At 43.2% G+C, this 18,465-nt stretch carries 16 protein-coding genes and 1 pseudogene; 11 read left to right on the top strand and 6 right to left on the bottom strand.

The window, feature by feature from the left end; genetic code table 11:
- Positions 1 to 122: 122 nt before the first annotated feature.
- Positions 123 to 332 carry a hypothetical protein gene (locus tag EO95_RS18190; protein ID WP_235282893.1) on the bottom strand — a complete coding sequence of 70 codons (210 nt, stop codon included), beginning with the start codon at positions 330 to 332 and terminating at the stop codon, positions 123 to 125.
- Between the two features lie 280 nt (positions 333 to 612).
- Between EO95_RS18190 and EO95_RS06495 the strand changes: the two genes are divergently transcribed.
- The 3 genes from EO95_RS06495 (at position 613) to EO95_RS06505 (ending at position 2,133) form a co-directional block, all read left to right on the top strand.
- Complete coding sequence (locus EO95_RS06495) at positions 613 to 1,218, top strand: TetR/AcrR family transcriptional regulator (protein ID WP_048133364.1); 606 nt, start codon at positions 613 to 615, stop codon at positions 1,216 to 1,218.
- 140 nt (positions 1,219 to 1,358) lie between these two features.
- Complete coding sequence (locus EO95_RS06500) at positions 1,359 to 1,931, top strand: class I SAM-dependent methyltransferase (RefSeq protein ID WP_048133367.1); 573 nt, start codon at positions 1,359 to 1,361, stop codon at positions 1,929 to 1,931.
- A 19-nt stretch (positions 1,932 to 1,950) separates the two neighbouring features.
- Positions 1,951 to 2,133, top strand: a complete 183-nt coding sequence (locus tag EO95_RS06505; protein WP_048133369.1) for a hypothetical protein — start codon at positions 1,951 to 1,953, stop codon at positions 2,131 to 2,133.
- Between the two features lie 295 nt (positions 2,134 to 2,428).
- Here the strand turns inward: EO95_RS06505 and EO95_RS06515 are convergent, their stop codons facing one another.
- Positions 2,429 to 2,800 (bottom strand): hypothetical protein, encoded by a 372-nt coding sequence (locus tag EO95_RS06515; protein ID WP_235282894.1) that lies wholly within the window; start codon positions 2,798 to 2,800, stop codon positions 2,429 to 2,431.
- A 154-nt stretch (positions 2,801 to 2,954) separates the two neighbouring features.
- Here EO95_RS06515 and EO95_RS06520 point away from each other — a divergent pair, with 154 nt between their 5' ends.
- Positions 2,955 to 6,611: a NosD domain-containing protein gene (locus tag EO95_RS06520; protein ID WP_082105956.1), complete on the top strand. Its 3,657-nt coding sequence runs from the start codon at positions 2,955 to 2,957 to the stop codon at positions 6,609 to 6,611.
- Between the two features lie 636 nt (positions 6,612 to 7,247).
- Positions 7,248 to 8,804 carry a dicarboxylate/amino acid:cation symporter gene (locus EO95_RS06525; RefSeq protein ID WP_082105957.1) on the top strand — a complete coding sequence of 519 codons (1,557 nt, stop codon included), beginning with the start codon at positions 7,248 to 7,250 and terminating at the stop codon, positions 8,802 to 8,804.
- A gap of 178 nt (positions 8,805 to 8,982) precedes the next feature.
- On the opposite strand, the gene EO95_RS06530 is transcribed toward EO95_RS06525, so the two are convergent.
- Positions 8,983 to 10,746, bottom strand: a complete 1,764-nt coding sequence (locus EO95_RS06530) for an aldehyde ferredoxin oxidoreductase family protein (RefSeq protein ID WP_048133373.1) — start codon at positions 10,744 to 10,746, stop codon at positions 8,983 to 8,985.
- The gene (locus EO95_RS06535) at positions 10,743 to 11,297 is read right to left on the bottom strand and encodes a 4Fe-4S binding protein (protein WP_048133375.1); all 555 of its coding nucleotides are present in this window, start codon (positions 11,295 to 11,297) and stop codon (positions 10,743 to 10,745) included. The genes EO95_RS06530 and EO95_RS06535 overlap by 4 nt, the downstream gene beginning before the upstream one ends.
- A 1,270-nt stretch (positions 11,298 to 12,567) precedes the next feature.
- Between EO95_RS06535 and EO95_RS06540 the strand changes: the two genes are divergently transcribed.
- Positions 12,568 to 14,022 carry an NAD(P)/FAD-dependent oxidoreductase gene (locus EO95_RS06540; protein ID WP_048133377.1) on the top strand — a complete coding sequence of 485 codons (1,455 nt, stop codon included), beginning with the start codon at positions 12,568 to 12,570 and terminating at the stop codon, positions 14,020 to 14,022.
- An 87-nt stretch (positions 14,023 to 14,109) separates the two neighbouring features.
- On the opposite strand, the gene EO95_RS17510 is transcribed toward EO95_RS06540, so the two are convergent.
- Positions 14,110 to 14,331, bottom strand: coding sequence for a hypothetical protein (locus EO95_RS17510; protein ID WP_048133379.1), 222 nt, complete (start codon positions 14,329 to 14,331; stop codon positions 14,110 to 14,112).
- Between the two features lie 134 nt (positions 14,332 to 14,465).
- On the opposite strand from EO95_RS17510, the gene EO95_RS06550 reads away from it, so the two are divergent.
- From EO95_RS06550 to EO95_RS17520, 4 genes and pseudogenes are all read left to right on the top strand, one after another.
- Positions 14,466 to 14,819, top strand: a complete 354-nt coding sequence (locus EO95_RS06550; protein ID WP_048133381.1) for a Rieske (2Fe-2S) protein — start codon at positions 14,466 to 14,468, stop codon at positions 14,817 to 14,819.
- A gap of 111 nt (positions 14,820 to 14,930) precedes the next feature.
- Entirely contained in the window at positions 14,931 to 15,167 is a 237-nt protein-coding gene (locus EO95_RS17515; protein ID WP_048160757.1) for a hypothetical protein, read from the top strand.
- A gap of 251 nt (positions 15,168 to 15,418) precedes the next feature.
- Entirely contained in the window at positions 15,419 to 16,072 is a 654-nt protein-coding gene (locus EO95_RS06560; RefSeq protein ID WP_048133385.1) for a methyltransferase cognate corrinoid protein, read from the top strand.
- 20 nt (positions 16,073 to 16,092) lie between these two features.
- A pseudogene (locus EO95_RS17520) lies at positions 16,093 to 17,469 on the top strand (monomethylamine:corrinoid methyltransferase).
- Between the two features lie 191 nt (positions 17,470 to 17,660).
- On the opposite strand, the gene EO95_RS06575 reads toward EO95_RS17520, so the two are convergent.
- Positions 17,661 to 17,933 (bottom strand): DUF2769 domain-containing protein, encoded by a 273-nt coding sequence (locus tag EO95_RS06575; protein ID WP_048133391.1) that lies wholly within the window; start codon positions 17,931 to 17,933, stop codon positions 17,661 to 17,663.
- Positions 17,934 to 18,032: 99 nt separating this feature from the next.
- Here EO95_RS06575 and EO95_RS17525 point away from each other — a divergent pair, with 99 nt between their 5' ends.
- The gene (locus tag EO95_RS17525) at positions 18,033 to 18,176 is read left to right on the top strand and encodes a hypothetical protein (protein WP_156161196.1); all 144 of its coding nucleotides are present in this window, start codon (positions 18,033 to 18,035) and stop codon (positions 18,174 to 18,176) included.
- Positions 18,177 to 18,465 lie beyond the last annotated feature (289 nt).

The following is an 18,465-nucleotide window of genomic DNA, read 5'->3' on the forward strand; positions in this document are numbered from 1 at the left end:
CCGCCGTTTTTTCGTCAGTCATGAATTCAACAAATGCAGGCGCCATATCAATGCCAGCAGAAATGTCTGCCGAGGTTTAGATATTTCCATCCCTTACGATCCGTTCTTCCACAACCTCCACGTCAGCCGCCCGGCACAAGGAGAAAATCAAGTGGAGGGCAGTTTGAGAAAGTAACATGAGGATTAATGGACATTTCTTTGCTACAGATTACAGGCCCTGGATTTTCGGCAACCATGAGGCATTTTTCAGGTCCCTGGGCAAATTTGCTCCAGAGCGAGATTATTTCCCAGGGACCGACAAGGTCAAGCTCTTCGAGTCCCGGAAAAATCAAAAATCCAAATTCATATCACAGAGTTTGTGGATGTTTTGTAAATGTTTTTCTCTGGAATAGCCCGGATGCAGCTCTGTACTCTGAGTTATATTTGCCTCCACGAGATGTTCTTTGATCTGACGTAGCTCTTCACCATATCGTTTTTCCTTACAAATTCAGGCTTTCGTTTTAAAAATCAGGCAAAAATTTTACTTTTGTATAAATGCTCTATTCCCAAAACACTCTTATGTGATGGAGTACTTCTATTGATTGACAGTCAGTCAATAAGAGGATATAAGAGATGACCAGAATAGTCAAAGACCCTGCGGAGAGAAGATTGGAACTGATTGAAGCAGCTGAGAGCCTTTTTGCAAAAAAGGGCTATGAGGACACGGCAGTCAGTGAGATCGTCAAAAAGGTTAAGGTTGGTCAGGGAACGTTTTACCATTATTTCAAATCCAAGGAAGATATTCTGGAAGCAGTAGCTAAAAAAGTTGTAGCTCCGTACGTTGAAGACGTACGAAATATCGCAAAAGGCAATGAGGATCCTGCAACAAAGGTGAACTCCATACTGAACGGCATTTTAAAAGCTAACGATTCCGACCTGGGCATTATGAAGCTAATGCATCAAAAAGGAAACCATTTGCTTCACCAGAAAGTGGAGAAAGCACTTGAAGAGGGGATGTCACCCCTTGTAACTGAGGTATTATCAAAAGGTATTGCAGAAGGAGTTTTTAAAACAGAATATCCTGATGAATCTTTTGGATTTTTGATAGCCTCGACGCTTTATCTTTCTCATAATCTCTCATGGGATCATGAGTCCCGTGAGAGAATGCGCACTGCTTTAGAAGAGATAATATCCAGGGTTCTTGGGGCCACTGATTATAGGTTCCACCTGGAAATCTAATTTTAGTTGATATCTTAATAATAATTGATCTGAACCAGTATCTGATTGACAGTCAGTCAATAAAGAGTAGCATAATCTGTAGTTTAATCACATAAGGCGTAAAATAAAACTGAATTAAAAAAATAAAAGGAGGAAGAAATATGGCGAACAAATCTACGGATGTATGCCCCTATCAGTGGGCATGGACTCTTGATAACTGGGTTCGCAGGCTTTTGCAAAACCCTTACAAAATTGTTAGAGATTATGTAAAAGAAGGCCAGACTGTTCTGGATCTGGGCTGTGGGCCTGGCTTCTTTTCCCTGCCAATGGCAACGCTGGTAGGTGAGAAAGGAAAGGTCATCTCAGTGGATGTTCAGGATGAGATGCTTCAGATTTTAAAAAATAAAAGCGAGCTTAAGGGGCTTAATTCTCGAATAGTCCTTCATAAAGCCCAACCGGAAAAGTTAGGTATCTCCGAGATGGTAGATTTTGCCCTTGCTTTTTACATGGTTCACGAGGTTCCGGATAAAAAGAGTTTTTTGGGCGAAGTCGCTTCCCATCTCAAGCCCGATGGTAATTTTTTAATCGTCGAGCCAAAATTCCACGTCTCAAAATCCGACTTTGACAGCACCCTGGAAGTTGCAAGATCTGTAGGCCTGGAACAGGTTTCTAAACCCAGGATTTCTTTCGACAGAGCAGTACTTTTGAAGCCTGCTTCCAGAAAAATAGCTTGATGCTGCAATCTCGATTTCAATGACTTCAGACGACGGGTACATAGCCGCAGGCGTTAAAAAAGGGAATGGCTGCTTAGTTAAGCTGGCAGGAGATGGAGAAGGTGTTGAGTATGAGGATACATCAGACAGCAGCTTCAGCCAAATAAGAAATTACATTTATGATATTTTCCATGGATTTTTCCAGTGGAACCACTATAAGTGAATGGGATTTTTCTTCTCGCTTTTTTCTTTTTACTTTCTCCTCGCCCCCAAAAAATGTAAAAAACGTCCCCTACTCCACTGTCCGGCAGGCTCTCGATTCCCCTGTCAAACTTCCAGCTCTATTATTTTTCATCTGGATGACACAGCAGAAAGAAACTCTTAAGTTTGGGATTCAGGAAGGAATGGTCGAGCCTTTTCTTGCGTGGGGAAAAACAAAAATTGTAAAGGGTGCAGTTTTCTATTCTTTGCCCACGCAATAATCGAATGGAACATCTGGACCCAGAGATTTCCAAACCTCATTCATTTATTCCGGCCTCTGCTCTTACTTCGGGACCCCTTGATACTTTATTGCAATCCTCAAATCGCTTACAATCCCTGGGGCAGTTTGCCTGTTTTCTCTCTTCCGTTATCCCAAATAAATTCAGGAGTATTTCGATCCAGCGAGAACGGGCCTCTTCCCAATCAACTCCAGAAAGAATCATAACCCTCATTCCATTGAATAACGACACAAGAGCGACTGCAAGGGTACGTGGATCGGTTCCGGATGGGATAAGGCCTTTCTGCCGCTGTTCTGCAATTTCATTGGCTGGCTCATCAATACCGCGCTTCATGCCTTCTATTATAGGGCTTTTCATTTTTGCAGCCATATTTTGCACTGGGATGTCCATTTATGATCGAGCCGTCCCCTTAAGGATGAAACTTTTTATACTTTCAGTTACACTAATATTTAACAATATATAAATATTTAGTAGATATTTAGTAGAGAATAAATTGAATTTAGTGCACTGCTGACGTAATCAAAATATATGGGGACCTGAAAAAATGGGAATACTCTATAAAAAAAATAATTTGCAATTTTTAACAATTGCATGTTTTATCTTTCTTATTGTAAATGGAACAGCAGCCTCGTATCCTGCACCTACCACGCTGTACGTGGGTGGAGAAGGCAGCGGAAATTATACTACTATCCAGGCTGCTATAAACAACGCAAGTTTCGGAGACACGATTCTTGTCTATCCGGGTACGTATACGGAAAATGTGAATGCTAGTGTGGAAAACATAAGCATCCGCTCCTATTCTGGAAACCCTGATGATACGATTATAAAACGCGAGGAATTCAAGAGTAACAATATCAAAATAACTGCCAATAATGTAACTATTAGCGGGTTTACTATTACCGGGGCAGGTTCTACAGGAATTTATATGAGCAGGATTTCGGGAGCAAATATCATAAATAACAAGCTTTCCGGAGTCGGTTGCGGCATTCAGATGGAACGTTCCAGCAGATGCAACCTGATCAACAACACAGTTTCTGATTCTGCTCAACATGGATTTTATCTCTCTTCTTCGAGTAACCATTGTATACTAGCAAATAATACAATTTCTGATACCGGAGAAGAGGGAATATTACTCAGGAGCTCTGTTTACTGTACTCTGACTAATAATGTAATTTCAAATACTTACTATGAAGGTATTTATCTGAACTCTTCCAGCAACTGTAATGTTACTGGCAACACAGTTTCAAACACTGAGGATGATGGCATTGATCTGAACTCTTCAAGCAACTGTAATATTACTGGTAATACGGTTTCAAGCACTGAGGATGATGGCATTGATCTGAACTCTTCCAGCAACTGTAATGTTACTGGCAACACAGTTTCAAACACTGGGGATGATGGCATTGATCTGGATTCTTCCAGCAACTGTAATATTAATGGTAATGCAGTTTTAAACACTGAGGATGATGGAATCTGTCTGGTAAATTCTGAAAATTGCATTCTGACCAATAATACCGTTTCAAACGCTTCTGATGAAGGCGTCTGCCTTTCTTATTCCAGCGGCTGTACTCTGACCGACAACACAATCTCAAACGCTGACTACGGTATCACTGTAAATTCAGACGACTGTGTCCTGAGAAACAACACAGCAACTTCAGGGATATATGGAATCAGCCTTTGGCATATCGAAAACTGCACGCTTACAGGCAATATTATGTCTGAAAACCTGTACAATTTCGATCTTGATATCTACGACCTTGATAACGGAACCGGAAATATAATTGATATCAGTAATCTTGTCGACGGAAAAGCGATTTATTACCTTGAAGGGGAACCAAATCCTTCTATTGGAAGTGATGCAGGGGTTGTCTACTGCATAAACTGCGGAGATGTCGAAATTAAGAACCTTGTGCTTCAGAATAATACATACGGGGTTTTCCTGTATAATACAAGTTCGGAAATCCAGAATAACACCATAAACAATACCATCTACGGGATGATGGTGTTATCTTCTCAGGACGTCAGGATCTCAGACAGCATGATTGAGAATTCCATGATAGGAGTGGATCTCGAGAAGGCTATAAATACGACTCTGGCTGACAATACCGTTCAGAATTCGTTATTTGGAATTGAAGCCGTTAGTTCTGAGAACTGTACGCTTTCGAACAATTCCATTCGGGACTCCATATTTGTTGGGATTGCCACAATTAGTTCCGAGAACTGCATGTTTTTAAACAATTCTGTTCGGAACTCCATATATGGGATTATCACCTTAGGTTCCGAGAACTGCACGCTTATGGGTAATTCTGTTCAGGACTCGATGGAAAACTATGGACTTCTTACCTCCGGAAACTCAAAGCTTGTTAGCGGTAAGGAAAATACCCTCATAAGGGAAAATACCCTCATAAAGGAAAGTACCCTCGTAAAGGAAAATACCCTCGTAAACTCGAATCTTGTGCAGTCACAGGCACTCAATGACTTTGGGATCTATTCTGAAGATTGCCAGAATCTCAGGCTTGAGAACAATACTATTGACCAGATAGACTTCATAGGAATTTCTCTTGAGGGGTGCCAGGATGTCAGGTTTGTGAGGAACTCGGTACGGAACATCGGGTATACAGGGATTTATTCGGATAATTCTGCCAATGTAGAACTTCTGGACAATACGGTTCAGAATGTAACAGGTGAGGCTCAACTTGTATCTGGAAATTCCCCCCTTGTCAGTTCTCCTCTTGTCAGCAAAAGTTTGGGACCCTCAGGATATGGAATCTGTTTTGCTTATTCAAATGAATTCAGGCTTGAGGGCAACAACGTTGAGGACTGTTGTTCTGCATGGGGAATTTATCTCTATGAACCTGTAAACTCGACACTTAAATTCAATACTCTGAAAAACTGTCAGGCTGGACTTATCGCAATTGCGAGTGAAAACTGCAGCGTAAGTGACTGCTCCGTAACTAACTGTACTTCAGGAGGAATTGTAATTATGAGCTCCGAGGAAGTCGCAGGGCCAGTATATGCAGTAACAGATTGTACTGTAGAAGGAAGTGCAATCGGACTGCTGGTGACAGGAGAAGGAACCCTTGCAAGGAATAATTTATCCGGCAATTCTTACGGAATGGTGCTCTATGATGTGAATAACAGCCTGATCTATGGCAACAAAATGGTCAGAAACAGCCTTGCAGGAATTGCCATTGATCCCGAAGAGTCAGAACTTACAGCACGCAGCGGACTTGTAAGGAGCATTGAGTCTCCTGAAAGCAGTAATAACACAATTTACAACAACTACTTCAACAACGTAAACAACACCCTCATTTACAGTGAGGCGAACAACACCTGGAACATTAGCAAAACTTCAGGGGAAAGTATAGTTGGCGGTCCGTACCTTGGAGGCAACTACTGGGCAAATCCCAACGGGACAGGCTTTTCCGAAAACTGTACGGATGCGGACAGGGACGGAATTGCAGACTCCTCCTATGAAATCGTAAACGGAACCTTTGACTATCTGCCCCTTACAACTATTTCCCCCGCACCCATTCCAACCCACAGACACAAAAGCTCCACCAATTACATTCCTTCAAGTGGAGAAAGCACCGGTGTGACAGGCATTGACAGTGCACAGAAAAAGGTTGTTGCGGGATCCAAAACAAGCTTTAGCTTCACTGACCCTGTTTCTGGCATACTGGGGCTCAGCTTCACTTCACAACAGTATTCCGGGAATGTCATCGCAAGGATTGAGGTGCTTGGAGACGGAAGTTCCGGAGAAAAACCTGAAGGAGAAGTCTACCAGCTGATGAACATCCTGGTCGGAAACGAAAGGTTCGAAAGTGGGAGCAACATCAATGGAGCAGCCATTAACTTCAGGGTCTCAAAGAGCTGGGTAGAAGAAAACAATATTGACGTCTCTACCATAACGATAAACAGGTTCCAGGACGAAAAATGGAATGCGCTTGTCACAGAAATGACTTATGAAGACAAAGAATACTACTATTTCAAGGCAGAAACTCCGGGCTTCTCCAGGTATGCAATTACGGGAGACAAACTCGGCACTGAAATAATCACTCCGGCTAAAGAGAAAGAAACCGGAACAGTCACAGGAGAAGAGCAAACTAACGACGAAAAGACTCCTGGATTCGAAAGTACCTTTGCAATTCTCGGAGTCCTTGCTTCGGTGTTCTTTGCAAAGAAGAGAATCTTAAAATAAGTAATTTGGAAAATAAGGGAATATTAATTCATATTCCTTAATTTTTCCATTCTTTTTCTTTTGCCTTTAGACCTTTCTTTTCGAGCTGTTTTTGTTTTTTGTCTCAATCCTTCATTTTTGCAGGCACATCCAAAATGAGAATGAGGATTTCGATTAATCTCTGATTCTTTTCTTTGTCCTTTAAAATCATTATTTTCTTCGGATAAATCTATCTGAGAACCGTTAACTGGTAGCTGTTATTTTGAAGCTTCTGGAGATGGATACAAAACTGCAGAAAATCAAATCCTGAAGCCCGTGAAAAAGGAGAAGAACAAAAATAAAACTAAAGGGAGTTTATAAAAAAATAATCTCAAAGTGAAACCTCAATGTGATCTACAGGTCTTATGAAAACCGCCATATAATACCAGTTTTGGCGCCTTTTCTTTAGACCTATTTATAATTCCTATTCAACTATATTTTAAGAGATTTATGTTTAGGGAACCAGCTCAACTATAGAAATTATGAGGTATTTTTCTAAGCTTTTATATAATTTAATGTGAAAGTAATATACAATTGAATCAAATGTACAATTGAATCAAATTTCTTAAAGAAGAAATAATCTTTTAGAGTCCCTAACGATTTTTATTGTGATCCCCCATGAAAAGTAAAGACCACCATTACATCCCGAACCCAAGGGAATTCACGCATGAAATCGCAGAGGAAACGAAAGTACTTCGCCAGGGAATCACTGACGGAATCACGCGTATTTATTACCCTATAGATTTCAGGCACAACCATTCCCTTAAAAACCTGAGCAATCAGCTTCGTGATTTACTTGATAAAAAGCTCTGGCTAAAGATCCTCATAAGCATGATGCTCGGAGTATTTATGGGGCTTTTTCTTGGGCCTTTTGGAGGGTACGTTGATCCCGTTTCTGCAGAAATTGTGGGGGAATGGATTGCTCTTCCGGGTTATATTTTCCTCGGGCTTCTGAAGATGATTGTAGTCCCACTTGTTTTTGCCTCCATTATCCTTGGGGTGGCTTCAAGCCAGAGTATGAGTGCCCTCAAAAAGACAGGGCTTTCAACAGCTGTTTATTTTGTGATAACGACTGCAATTGCAACTGCTATTGGTATTGGAATGGCGCTTTATATCCATCCCGGGCAGTTTATAAGTGGAGACCTTATTGAGAGTGCAATGGGGAGCGAAGTTCAGGTAGAATCCATTGGTTTGAGTTTCGATCCTTCGGTTCTGACTCTTCCCTCATCGCTTATCGGAAGTCTCCTCCCTTCGAATCCTCTTGGGGCTATGGTTAATGGAGAAATGCTGCAGGTCGTAATTATCGCAATCATAATAGGTGTGGCCCTTGTTTCCCTGAATAAAAGTCAGTCAACGCCGATGGTCGATTTCCTGAACTCTGTGCAGGCTGTCTGTATGACAGTGGTCAAATGGAGCATGACTCTTGCCCCGATTGCAGTTTTTGGGCTTCTTACCAAGTTTACTATCAAACTGGGCATCGAAGCCCTTCTCGGAATGATGGTATATGTGGGCACAGTGCTTGCAAGCCTGCTGCTCCTTATGTGCCTGAACATCCTTATTGTCACCGTTGTTGCAAGGTATAACCCCTTTGAGTTCCTTAAAGCCATCCGGGACGTTATGCTCCTTGCTTTTTCTACTTCCAGCTCGGCTGCAGTTATGCCCTTATCTATCAAAACCGCAGAAGAAAAGTTGGGGGTCAGGTCTTCAATTTCACAGTTCGTAGTCCCGCTCGGAGCCACAGTAAATATGAATGGGACTGCGCTTTATCAGGGCGTAGCTACAGTCTTTCTGGCTGAAGTCTTCGGGATAGACCTCGGGCCTTTACAGCTCCTTGTCGTAATGGTCATGGCTGTTGCAGCTTCCATAGGGACGCCTTCGATTCCGGGGGTGGGAATTATTGTCCTTGCCATGATTCTCAACAGCGTCGGGATTCCTACAAGCGGGATAGCTCTTATAATGGGAGTGGACAGAATTCTTGACATGACCAGGACTGCAGTGAATGTAGCGGGAGACCTTGTGGCCTGCAAGGTTATGGACCGCTGGGTTGGAGGAGAAGTTAAAGAAAAGGCCGATGAAACAGCCGAAATAAAAGTTGAGAAAGCCCCTGAAGAAAAAAAGGAGGACAAAGTTAAGTCAAATAAGGATATTACAGCATCTGAAAGCTCAAATATCTAATTCCTGAAGTAAAACCCTTTTTCCTGACCCATGGGGGTTTCTACCAGTCAATGGGTTCGGAAAACACGCCCCTGGACAGCAGGAGATGCGGCAACGAACATAACTTCAGGGGTTTTGAACTTATAAGGTTTTTAACATTGAGTTGAGGTTTTTCAGGCTGTAGCAGCTTCGGGGGGACTTATACTCCTCTTTTTTCCCTATACATTTCAATTGCTTTCCTGACCCTTTCTTCTTCAAGCTTTCCTGTAGTAGAGATTGTCTCAAAAAACCTTTTCGGGATACTAAAGTTTTCGAACCTGAAACCGAACTTCTTTTTTAATTCGTACTTTTTCCTGAAGATATCCTTTCCAAGTTCTTTGAGTTCCTCTTCGGTTTTTTCGATCCCTATACATTTAAGGGCCTGAACCATATTTTCGTATGTGTAGACATTTCTGGCAAAGAGGCAGGCAACCATGCAGTTCAGGACACTTCGGCGGTCTTCTTCATCGATTATGTAGTCAACAATTTTCTCGTCCGAAATCGGCTGGTTGAATGCTTTCTGGTCTGCGGAATAACCTGCATTATCCAGGTGGGAGTGCCGGAAGCCTACAGTAAGTCCCAGGATGTTTCCAAGCCCTGTATGGTATCCGGGAATTTCCAGCCCACCAAGCTGGATTGCGAATTCCTCGCCTCCGTACTTTTTTGAGGCATAATCCACACCTTTTCCGAGTGCTGCATAGAATTCGTTAGGAGCCTTGACTACAAGCTCTATTGCCCGAAGGTACGCTGCTTTATCTCCCCAGGAAAGTTTGAGCCCCAGGGTCTCTTCAGTGGAAATCTTTCCGCGCTGCTGCATCTCCGTAGCCCAGGCGAGTACAACTCCCATGCTGATTATATCGACCCCTGTTTTTTCGCAGGCATCAATCAACTCAAGTACGGCTTCCGGGTCTGTAACTCCAAGATTTGAGCCAAGTGCATAGATTAATTCGAAGTCATAGGAAATGTTAAGGGTTTCATATTCATGGGCTTTTGAGAAAGAGCGCTTTAGCATGGCTACATGGACGCAGCCTATGGGACAGCCGGCGCACGACACCCGCCGGATCAGGTATTTCTCCGCAAAATTCTCCCCTGAGATATTTTCTACACTCTCAAGGGAGGTTGCCTGCAGGTTCCGCGTTGGAAGGCCTTTGAGTTCGTTTAAGACCAGGATGTTTTCGCTCGTGCCGAGGTTGTGGTACTTTTCCATCAGCCCTGTTTTTACAATCGTTTCGTAAAGTTTTCCGTACATTTTCCTGTAGGCATTATGGTCAGGGCTTTTAATTTCCCTGTTTCCTGCAACCAGAATAGCCTTAAGTTTCTTTGCCCCGAAAACTGTCCCGAGCCCGAGGCGCCCGAAATGCCTGTAAGTATCAACGTTTACACTTGCATATGTGATTCCTTTTTCTCCTGCAGGACCGATCCTGACAATGCTGCGCCTTCCTGCTCCGGGCTCTACCCTGCGGAGGACCTGCCCCACATCAATTGCAGAAGAGAGGTTCCATATGGAAGATGCGTCCCTGAAAGTAACCTTATCATCGTGTACCGTCACATACACAGGATACCTGGAAGAGCCTTTGATAACGATTGTTTCGTACCCGGAATAACGCATGGACATGGCCAGGTGCCCTCCGGCATAGGACTCTCCGAGTTCTCCGTTAAGGGGGGAGCGGAACAATGCGACAGTTTTGGTACAGGTAGGATACACGCCTGAGAGAGGACCTGTGCTGAAAATTATCGGCATTTCAGGGTCAAGAGGACCTGTGCCTTCTTTATATTCTTCGAGCATGAGGTTCGTGGCAATTCCTATGCCTCCCAGGTACTTTTCATAGAGGTCCGGCCTCTCTTCAATGTGATAACTCTGGCTGGTCAGGTCAATGTAAAGTACGTTTTTAAGACCCGGAATAGCGTACTGCTCTGTAGTCATTCTTCCCCCTCAGTCTCTTTTTTCCCCTCAGCCTCTTTTTTCCCCTCAGTTTCTTTTTTTCCGTAAAGCTCTTTATGGGATGCAGTAGGGCTTTCAGGACCCGTATCCTCAACCGGGCTCGTATCCGTGACTTTTAATTCCCCGCTGTCTTCGACCTCAATCATTTCAAGTACATCATGCGGGCAGAACTTTGTGCAGACCCCGCAGTGCTTGCAGATTACTGCTTTATTTTCCGCATCCAGATGAATTGCGCCTACTATGCAGGCTTCGATACAGTTTCCGCAGCCGTTGCAGATTTCTTTGTTGAAGTTGACGCCTCCCCCTTTCCTTTTGGTCAGCGCGCCAACAGGGCAGGCCCTCATACACGGAGGGTCAACACAGGCATGACAGACAATTGCAGCATAAGGAGTTTCGATTCCGCCGCGAGTCTGGATATTAATTCTGCTGTTTTTCAAAGATATGGTATCGTACCAGGTCCTTGCGCAGGCCATCATGCAGGAATAGCAGCCTATGCAACGGGCCGGGTTTGCAACTTTTAACCTTTTTGCCATTGCGTCCCCACTCTGAATTCCCTTTTCTGGATTCCCTTTTACGAAAAATAGGCTCCTTCAGTTTATATAATCTAGCTCTTATCAGGGCAGGAAGCCTTTGATCCCGGAATAGTAAAATTACGTTTATCTTTTCTCCGGCGGTACAAAGAATGTGTAAAAAAGTTTGTCCCTGAGCATAAATAGAAAGCTATTTATCCTCATTTTACATAAATATTAATGTAAATTCTGGTTTTTTATAATTATAAATTAACTATCGGAGATATTTTACACATCTTTATCTGGAGGTTCCCTATGCAGCAGAACATTCTGATAGTTGGCACATATGGTTTACTGTTTCTGTTAATTTTGATAATCGCCATGTTTTTGTTATAACACTAACTCCTCATGGTGTTTTCACGACGATTTCCGGCCTGCCCTGAAACCGACAACGAGAAACGAGATGGCCTGATATTTTTTGGGGCCTCAGCCTGAAAGTACGTATTTGATTTTCCTGTATAATTATCCCTGAGGATCGAGTTCCTGGAAAGCTTCTGCTGAAGAAGTGGTCGAAAAGAAGGAGTTTTTAGGGTCGATTCAATGTATTTTTCAAAAGGATTTTAGGATATTTTTGTTTTCCCGAGATCTTTTACACACCTTATTTTTCGGAAATCTGCCTCATATATTATATACTGATATTCCCCCGATATCCCCTATGCAAAATTATTTTTTTCTCAGGAATTAATTACATCTTGAAGCTCTTGGTAGTTCTCTAGTATTTGGTTGATGTTATTCCCAAAATACTCTTAATGCCATTTCTCAGACTTTTGTTCCGCACTTCAGTGAGGCTAGAGCACGGATTCGGTACATGAATACGTAAGCAGTCTTTACACTGAAAACGTTAGCATGCGGTGCATGAAAACGTAAGCATTCGTTACACTGAAAACTTAATTATGAAAACATCAACCACGTAATGATGGACTACCAAAAAACAAGAACGTTTATTAATAATCGCTCTCGTGCGGACTATTAATTATAAATACTATTTTTTTCTCTATACTACTCTACAGATAGAAAGAGGAAATTAAAGATAACTTTGTTAGATCATAAATTACATATAAAGTAATTCCAAATGTATTTCATGTTTAAAGTACTTCATTAAGTTTCAGAAAATAACTTTTGTTAAGATATGTTCAACACATATGATGTCCTGTTGTGAGTTTAAGATTATAAGATGCGTGAAGCGCTTAACTGAAAACTTGATTCGCTGGAAAAAATAGAGGTAGTTTAGGGAATGACAAAATATGATGTAATTGTTGTCGGGGCTGGCGTAAGCGGGCTTCTGGCTGCGCTGACGCTTTCCAAGCATGGAAAGAAGGTCCTTGTTCTTGAGAAAGAACGGTATCTTGGGGGAAACTGTAACAGCTACATGGTAGACGGGTATCAGGTGGATACAGGAGCACATGCAATAACCCATCTGATTGAAGGCCCCCTTCCGAGGCTGATTGATAATTATTTTGATTTCCTGCCTGTATTTGAGGACTACGGGCACTACTACGTCAGGACTGAAAATTCTTTTACCAAAGTACCTTCGAATCTGAAGGACTTCGTTACTTTTGATGTGCTTCCGAGAAAGGACAGGCTTGTCCTTTCACAGGCCCTTACGAAAGCCCTTACCCTTTCATCTTTCGGAGTGGACCTCTCGGACCAGTCAGTTTATGAGTTCCTTCCAAAAAATCTTTGCAAAGACACCTACGACTTTGTGGATACGATCTCAGGTTTTCTTTCTGGCAAGTCAATGAAAGAGACCTCTGCCCAGCGGATTCTTTCCGGCAGCAGTTTTGTCCGGGACAGCATTACACAGGAGCAGTTTGATGCCATGGTCGGAAAGATCGAGCCGAAAAAACGCCAGTCCACGGAGTCTATTCTCTCTTCGATCCTTCCATACCATCTCCATGCTTCCCTGCAAGCCCGCATGGACAGAGTTGCCCGCCCCTTCACATCCCTTGAAAGACTTGCTACAAACAAGGTAAATTATTCCCAGGGATATCCGAGAAAAGGTTTGAAAGCCCTGCTGAATGCCATCCTGTACTCTCTTCCGGAAACAGTCGACATAAAAAAGGAGTGTGAAGTAAAAAGCATCCTGGTGCAGAATGGAAAGATCTCGGGCGTGGAGGCTGATGAAATCTATTCAGCCGATCTTGTTATCTATACAGGCTTTGCAACCGAGCTCCCAGGGCTTGTAAAGGACCTGCCACCGGCTTATAACGAAGAACTTAAAGGAATCGTGCACACTAAAAGCTTGACTGTCTGGCTTGGCTTGAAGGAAGAGCTTCCTGAGTTCAACTATACAGGTTCTGAGATCTGGTTTAAAGACTTTGCCTATTGGGCAATGCCCATCAGCAACTATGACCCTTCACTTGCCCCAAAAGACAGGCAACTGGTAGGTTTTTCCTTCGTAATAGACAAGGAGCAGACTGAAGAGCATGAGCTCAAAAAAGCCTATGACACTATTTTCCGTGCCCTTCCGAATATCGAAAAATACATCGATATGCAGCACGAACAGATTATGATCCCCGAAAAAGCCGCAGTCACAATTGACGGAAAATTTGCGGAGATCCGGACTCCTGTCAAAAATCTCTACATCGCAGGCACGGATACGGACAAACGCAGCATGGGAATTACCAGGGCATCGTACTCGATAATCGAGCTTTTAAAAATCCTCAATGAGGATGGAAATCTCCATTAAACATTAAATGTGAACTACCCCCGCCTGCCTTCTGATGAAGGCGAGGAAGGGGACTTCACGCTGTGCCTCCGCGCTCCCGGAGTTAAATTAAAAACGGAAATTCTCTGTTTGTTTTTTAATCTCTATTTTATTCTCTATTTTATTCTCTATTTTATTCTCTATTTTATTCTCTATTTTATTCTCTATTTTATTCTCTATTTTATTCTCTTTTTTATTCTCTTTTTTATTCTCTTTTTTATTCTCTTTTTTATTCTCTTTTTTATTCTCTTTTTTACTTTCTCTTTTATCCTCTCTGTTTCCTTTATTCATCTTTTCTGATTTCAGCAAAACTTATACGGGCAGCCAGCCTAATGATGTGAAAAAGAATTGGAAAGAACTTCCGGAGCAGTAATGCATCAAGAATAAATTGAATCTCATAATTCCGGTCTCTGGTGATTGGTAATATGCCTTCTGAAAAAGTGCCTGAAAAGGGCTCGATTTCTGGTTTTGAGCCCCCCTGGTTTTATGCAGCTGAAGAAAGCAGCCTGAAAGAAGGAAAGCTTCTTCACGTTGAACCAGGAGGAAGAAATGTGCTTCTCCTTAAGGCAGAAGGGCAGATCCATGCGTTCTCAAACCTCTGCCCTCACGCCCGATGCCCTATGGATAGGGGCAGGCTGGAGGAATTCACCCTCACATGTCTCTGTCACGGCAGAAGATTTGACGTAAGAACAGGGAAATGCCTGAACGATTCACTGGAACTGAAGCGATATGAATGGAAACTTGAGGGCGGCAGGATTGGAGTGAAAATCGAAGAATAAACCGTAAACCTGATCTTTTCTCCTATTAATTCAGGATTTACTAAATGAATAGTGTATGATTTTCAGGCAGGAGGGAGCAAAATTAGTAGCATTTCAGGGAATAAGGGGGCTTTGAGCCTTGCATGCGGGCTGATCAGTGTAATATTTTCTCTTTCATTCTGGCTTGGGATAGGGAGCCTATTCCTTACATCCTTTGCAATACCCTTTGCCCTTGCAGGCATCATCCTCGCCAGATCACGTCTGAAACAGGTTCAGGACACAACCGCAAAGGCAGGACTTATAGTAAGCGTGTTTGGTTTTTTGCTAAACATTGCAGCATTCATTATGTTTATTTTCTTATTCAGCTGAGGCAAAGGTAATCAAATTCAAATTTTGTCCTTTTTTTGCAAAATATCTCTATATTTTATTTTACGGATTTTTTGCCCAGGTTCTAAAGAGTCCTCAACCAAACATTTGATATATTTTTTCCTGAAATCCCACGTACTTTTAGGGAAAATTATATATATCGCAAATAGGTAAAAAGATTCCGTTGACCGGGAAATAAGAAAAGACCTCTTTACCGGACGAAAAACAATGAAACAGAAAGAAGTGATGATGGGATGACAAATACCGAGATTTTTGACAAGCTAACCAACGCGATAGTAACTCAAAACATCGCAGGCTGTGCACAATTAACCCAGGAAGCCCTGAACGCAGGAATTCCGCCTATTGACATTATCACAAAGGGCCTTTCTCCAGGGATGAAAATCGTTGGGGATAAGTTTGAAGCAGCAGAGATCTTTCTGCCCCAGATCATGATGTCCGGAAAAGCCATGAGCAATGCAATGGAAATCCTTAATCCCGAACTTGAGAAAACCAAAGTGGAAGGAGAGGAAACCGGGCTTGCAATCACCTTCGTTGCGGAAGGAGACATTCACGACATCGGACACCGCCTTGTCACCACCATGCTCGGAGCAAACGGGTTTGAGATCCTTGACCTCGGAACCGATGTCCTTAATGAAACCGTTGTGGAAAAAGCTGCAAAACACAAAGGGCAAAAGGTACTCCTTGTAGGCTCAGCCCTTATGACGACTTCCATGCTCGGCCAGAAAGACCTCATGGACAGGCTCAAGGAAGAAAACCTCAGGGACAGCGTAAAGTGCATGTTCGGAGGAGCCCCGGTATCCATGAAATGGATCGAGGAAATCGGTGCGGATGCAACCGCAGAAAACGCTGCAGAAGCTGCAAAAGTTGCACTTGATGTAATGAAATAATCCTGAGGAGGCCGAAGAACATGACATTCAGAAAATCATTTGATTGCTACGAATTTTACGACAGGGCAAAAGTAGGGGAAAAGTGCACCCAGGACGACTGGGACCTTATGAAGATCCCCATGAAGACAATGGAGCTCAAGCAGAAGTACGGGCTTGACTTCAAAGGAGAGTTTGTCCCAACAGACAAGGACATGATGGGAAAACTCTTCCAGGCAGGATTTGAGATGCTGCTTGAGTGTGGTATTTACTGTACAGACACCCACAGGATCGTAAAGTACACTGAAGACGAAATCTGGGACGCAATCAACAACGTCCAGAAGGAATTCACCCTCGGAACCGGCAGGGACGCAGTCCGTGTCTCCAAGAGAAGTGTCGGTGACAAGAAGAAGCCGATCATCCAGGGTGGTCCTACCGGGTCCCCGATCTCCGAAGAAGTCTTCATGCCTGTCCACATGAGCTACGCCCTGGAAAAGGAAGTAGACACCATTGTAGACGGTGTTATGACCTCGGTCCGCGGAAAGTCCCCTATACCTGGCAGCCCCTATGAAGTCCTGGCAGCAAAGACCGAAACCAGGCTCATCAAACAGGCAGCAGCAATGGCCGGCAGGCCCGGCATGGGCATATAGGGCCCAGAGACTTCCCTGTCCGCTCAGGGAAACATTGCATCTGACTGCTATGGCGGCCAGATTGCCTCAGACAGCCACGAAGTCTCCCAGCTCAACGAACTCAAGATCGACCTCGATGCAATCGCAGTTATCGCCCACTACAAAGGCAACAGCGATATCATCATGGACGAACAGATGCCAATCTTCGGAGGATACGCAGGCGGCATCGAAGAGACCACCATCGTGGACATTGCAACTCATCTCAACGCTATCGTCATGAGCAGCGCAAGCTGGCACCTTGACGGTCCTGTCCACATCCGCTGGGGATCCACCAACACAAGGGAAACCCTCACAATCGCAGGTTGGGCATGCGCAACAATCTCCGAGTTCACAGACATCCTCTCCGGGAACCAGTACTACCCCTGCGCAGGACCATGTACCGAGATGTGCCTCCTCGAAGCCTCTGCTCAGTCCATGACTGACACCGCATCTGGCCGCGAAATTCTCTCGGGTGTCGCAGCCGCAAAAGGTGTCGTAACCGACAAGACCACAGGTATGGAAGCCAGGATGATGGGAGAAGTAGCAAGGGCAACCGCGGGAATGGAAATCTCCGAGGTCAACAAGATCATCAGCAAACTCGTGCCCCTCTACGAGAAGAACTACGCAAGCGCCCCGGCAGGAAAGACCTTCCAGGAATGCTACGACGTAAAGACCATTACTCCAACAGAAGAATACGTCCAGGTATACAACTCTGCAAGAAAGCAGCTTGAAGACCTCGGGCTTGTATTCTAAGCCGAAAGTTTAAGTACTTGATCACCAGGAAATTCAGGCCCGGGAGCTCTATTCCCGGATCGATTTTTTTAAAGGACCAGTCATTTATCCCAAACCAATCTTTTCTACAGAATCAACCGTTCCAAACCAATCTTTTCTACAGAATCAACCGTTCCAAACCAATCTACTATTTCTTTTGCGGATTAACGGTCTCAAGTTCCAGAGCGGAAGTTTTTATTATGTTCTTTTTCAGAACCCCTGGTACAGTAATACATGTATTCTAACCCCATACTGTTTGCTACAGGACAGCTTGGGCATATACATCCCTTTTCTTCGTTTATACATCTGCTTTTCTCTATTGTCTCAAAGCAAAATCCGCCTTTTTCCCCACATTCAATCCACGAAGGACAATCAGGGCAGATACACATTAATGTGACCATTTGTTCCTGCTCTGCAATTGATGGAATATGCGTTGCTTCCTCCATATAGTTCCCCCTCTGTTCCAAAAGCGTCTTCTTACCCTGTTGTAATATTGTCTTCTATTTTTAAAATACCTATCCTGAGTACCGTGAAATTCAGTATAGATGAATGGAGAGAAAGAAAATAACAGGATCAAAAATAAACGCAGTTTAAATCGTCAAGCTTTAAAAGAAAAGATGGAAAGGGTAATTGCTCACGAGCCAACGTTAGGAACGGACAGGAAGAAGGGATTAAACCTATCCTTCTAAAGTAATCGTTTCGATTCTCGTGTGTGTGAAATGTGGTTTTTATTTACTCGCGAGCAACCGGAATATTATTACCGTATAATACTATATATAAGTTTTTTATAAGGCGGATTTGCCCTTTTTGATATATGTCTCAGGGATACCAGACAGGATCAAACAATTTTCTTCTTTCCATTTAAGAAAAAGAGGTAGAATTCTTCAGATTACTTTTCTTCTCTCTTTCATAACAAAGCTAATATCCTCACGTATCCATACTTAATTAAGAGCTAATCTGGGGGTATGAAGGATTCTA

The organism is Methanosarcina sp. 1.H.T.1A.1 (assembly GCF_000979295.1).
In the GTDB taxonomy this organism is placed as follows: domain Archaea; phylum Halobacteriota; class Methanosarcinia; order Methanosarcinales; family Methanosarcinaceae; genus Methanosarcina.

Bases quoted from the DNA above. Each gene is read 5' to 3' on its own strand.
- EO95_RS17510 (WP_048133379.1), bottom strand. From the start codon at position 14,331: ATGAATAAAGGAAACAGAGAGGATAAAAGAGAAAGTAAAAAAGAGAAT.
- EO95_RS06505 (WP_048133369.1), top strand. From the start codon at position 1,951: ATGACTTCAGACGACGGGTACATAGCCGCAGGCGTTAAAAAAGGGAAT.
- EO95_RS06535 (WP_048133375.1), bottom strand. From the start codon at position 11,297: ATGGCAAAAAGGTTAAAAGTTGCAAACCCGGCCCGTTGCATAGGCTGC.
- EO95_RS06540 (WP_048133377.1), top strand. From the start codon at position 12,568: ATGACAAAATATGATGTAATTGTTGTCGGGGCTGGCGTAAGCGGGCTT.
- EO95_RS06500 (WP_048133367.1), top strand. From the start codon at position 1,359: ATGGCGAACAAATCTACGGATGTATGCCCCTATCAGTGGGCATGGACT.
- EO95_RS06525 (WP_082105957.1), top strand. From the start codon at position 7,248: ATGAAAAGTAAAGACCACCATTACATCCCGAACCCAAGGGAATTCACG.
- EO95_RS06560 (WP_048133385.1), top strand. From the start codon at position 15,419: ATGACAAATACCGAGATTTTTGACAAGCTAACCAACGCGATAGTAACT.
- EO95_RS17525 (WP_156161196.1), top strand. From the start codon at position 18,033: ATGAATGGAGAGAAAGAAAATAACAGGATCAAAAATAAACGCAGTTTA.
- EO95_RS06495 (WP_048133364.1), top strand. From the start codon at position 613: ATGACCAGAATAGTCAAAGACCCTGCGGAGAGAAGATTGGAACTGATT.
- EO95_RS06515 (WP_235282894.1), bottom strand. From the start codon at position 2,800: ATGGACATCCCAGTGCAAAATATGGCTGCAAAAATGAAAAGCCCTATA.
- EO95_RS06575 (WP_048133391.1), bottom strand. From the start codon at position 17,933: ATGGAGGAAGCAACGCATATTCCATCAATTGCAGAGCAGGAACAAATG.
- EO95_RS06530 (WP_048133373.1), bottom strand. From the start codon at position 10,746: ATGACTACAGAGCAGTACGCTATTCCGGGTCTTAAAAACGTACTTTAC.
- EO95_RS06550 (WP_048133381.1), top strand. From the start codon at position 14,466: ATGCCTTCTGAAAAAGTGCCTGAAAAGGGCTCGATTTCTGGTTTTGAG.
- EO95_RS06520 (WP_082105956.1), top strand. From the start codon at position 2,955: ATGGGAATACTCTATAAAAAAAATAATTTGCAATTTTTAACAATTGCA.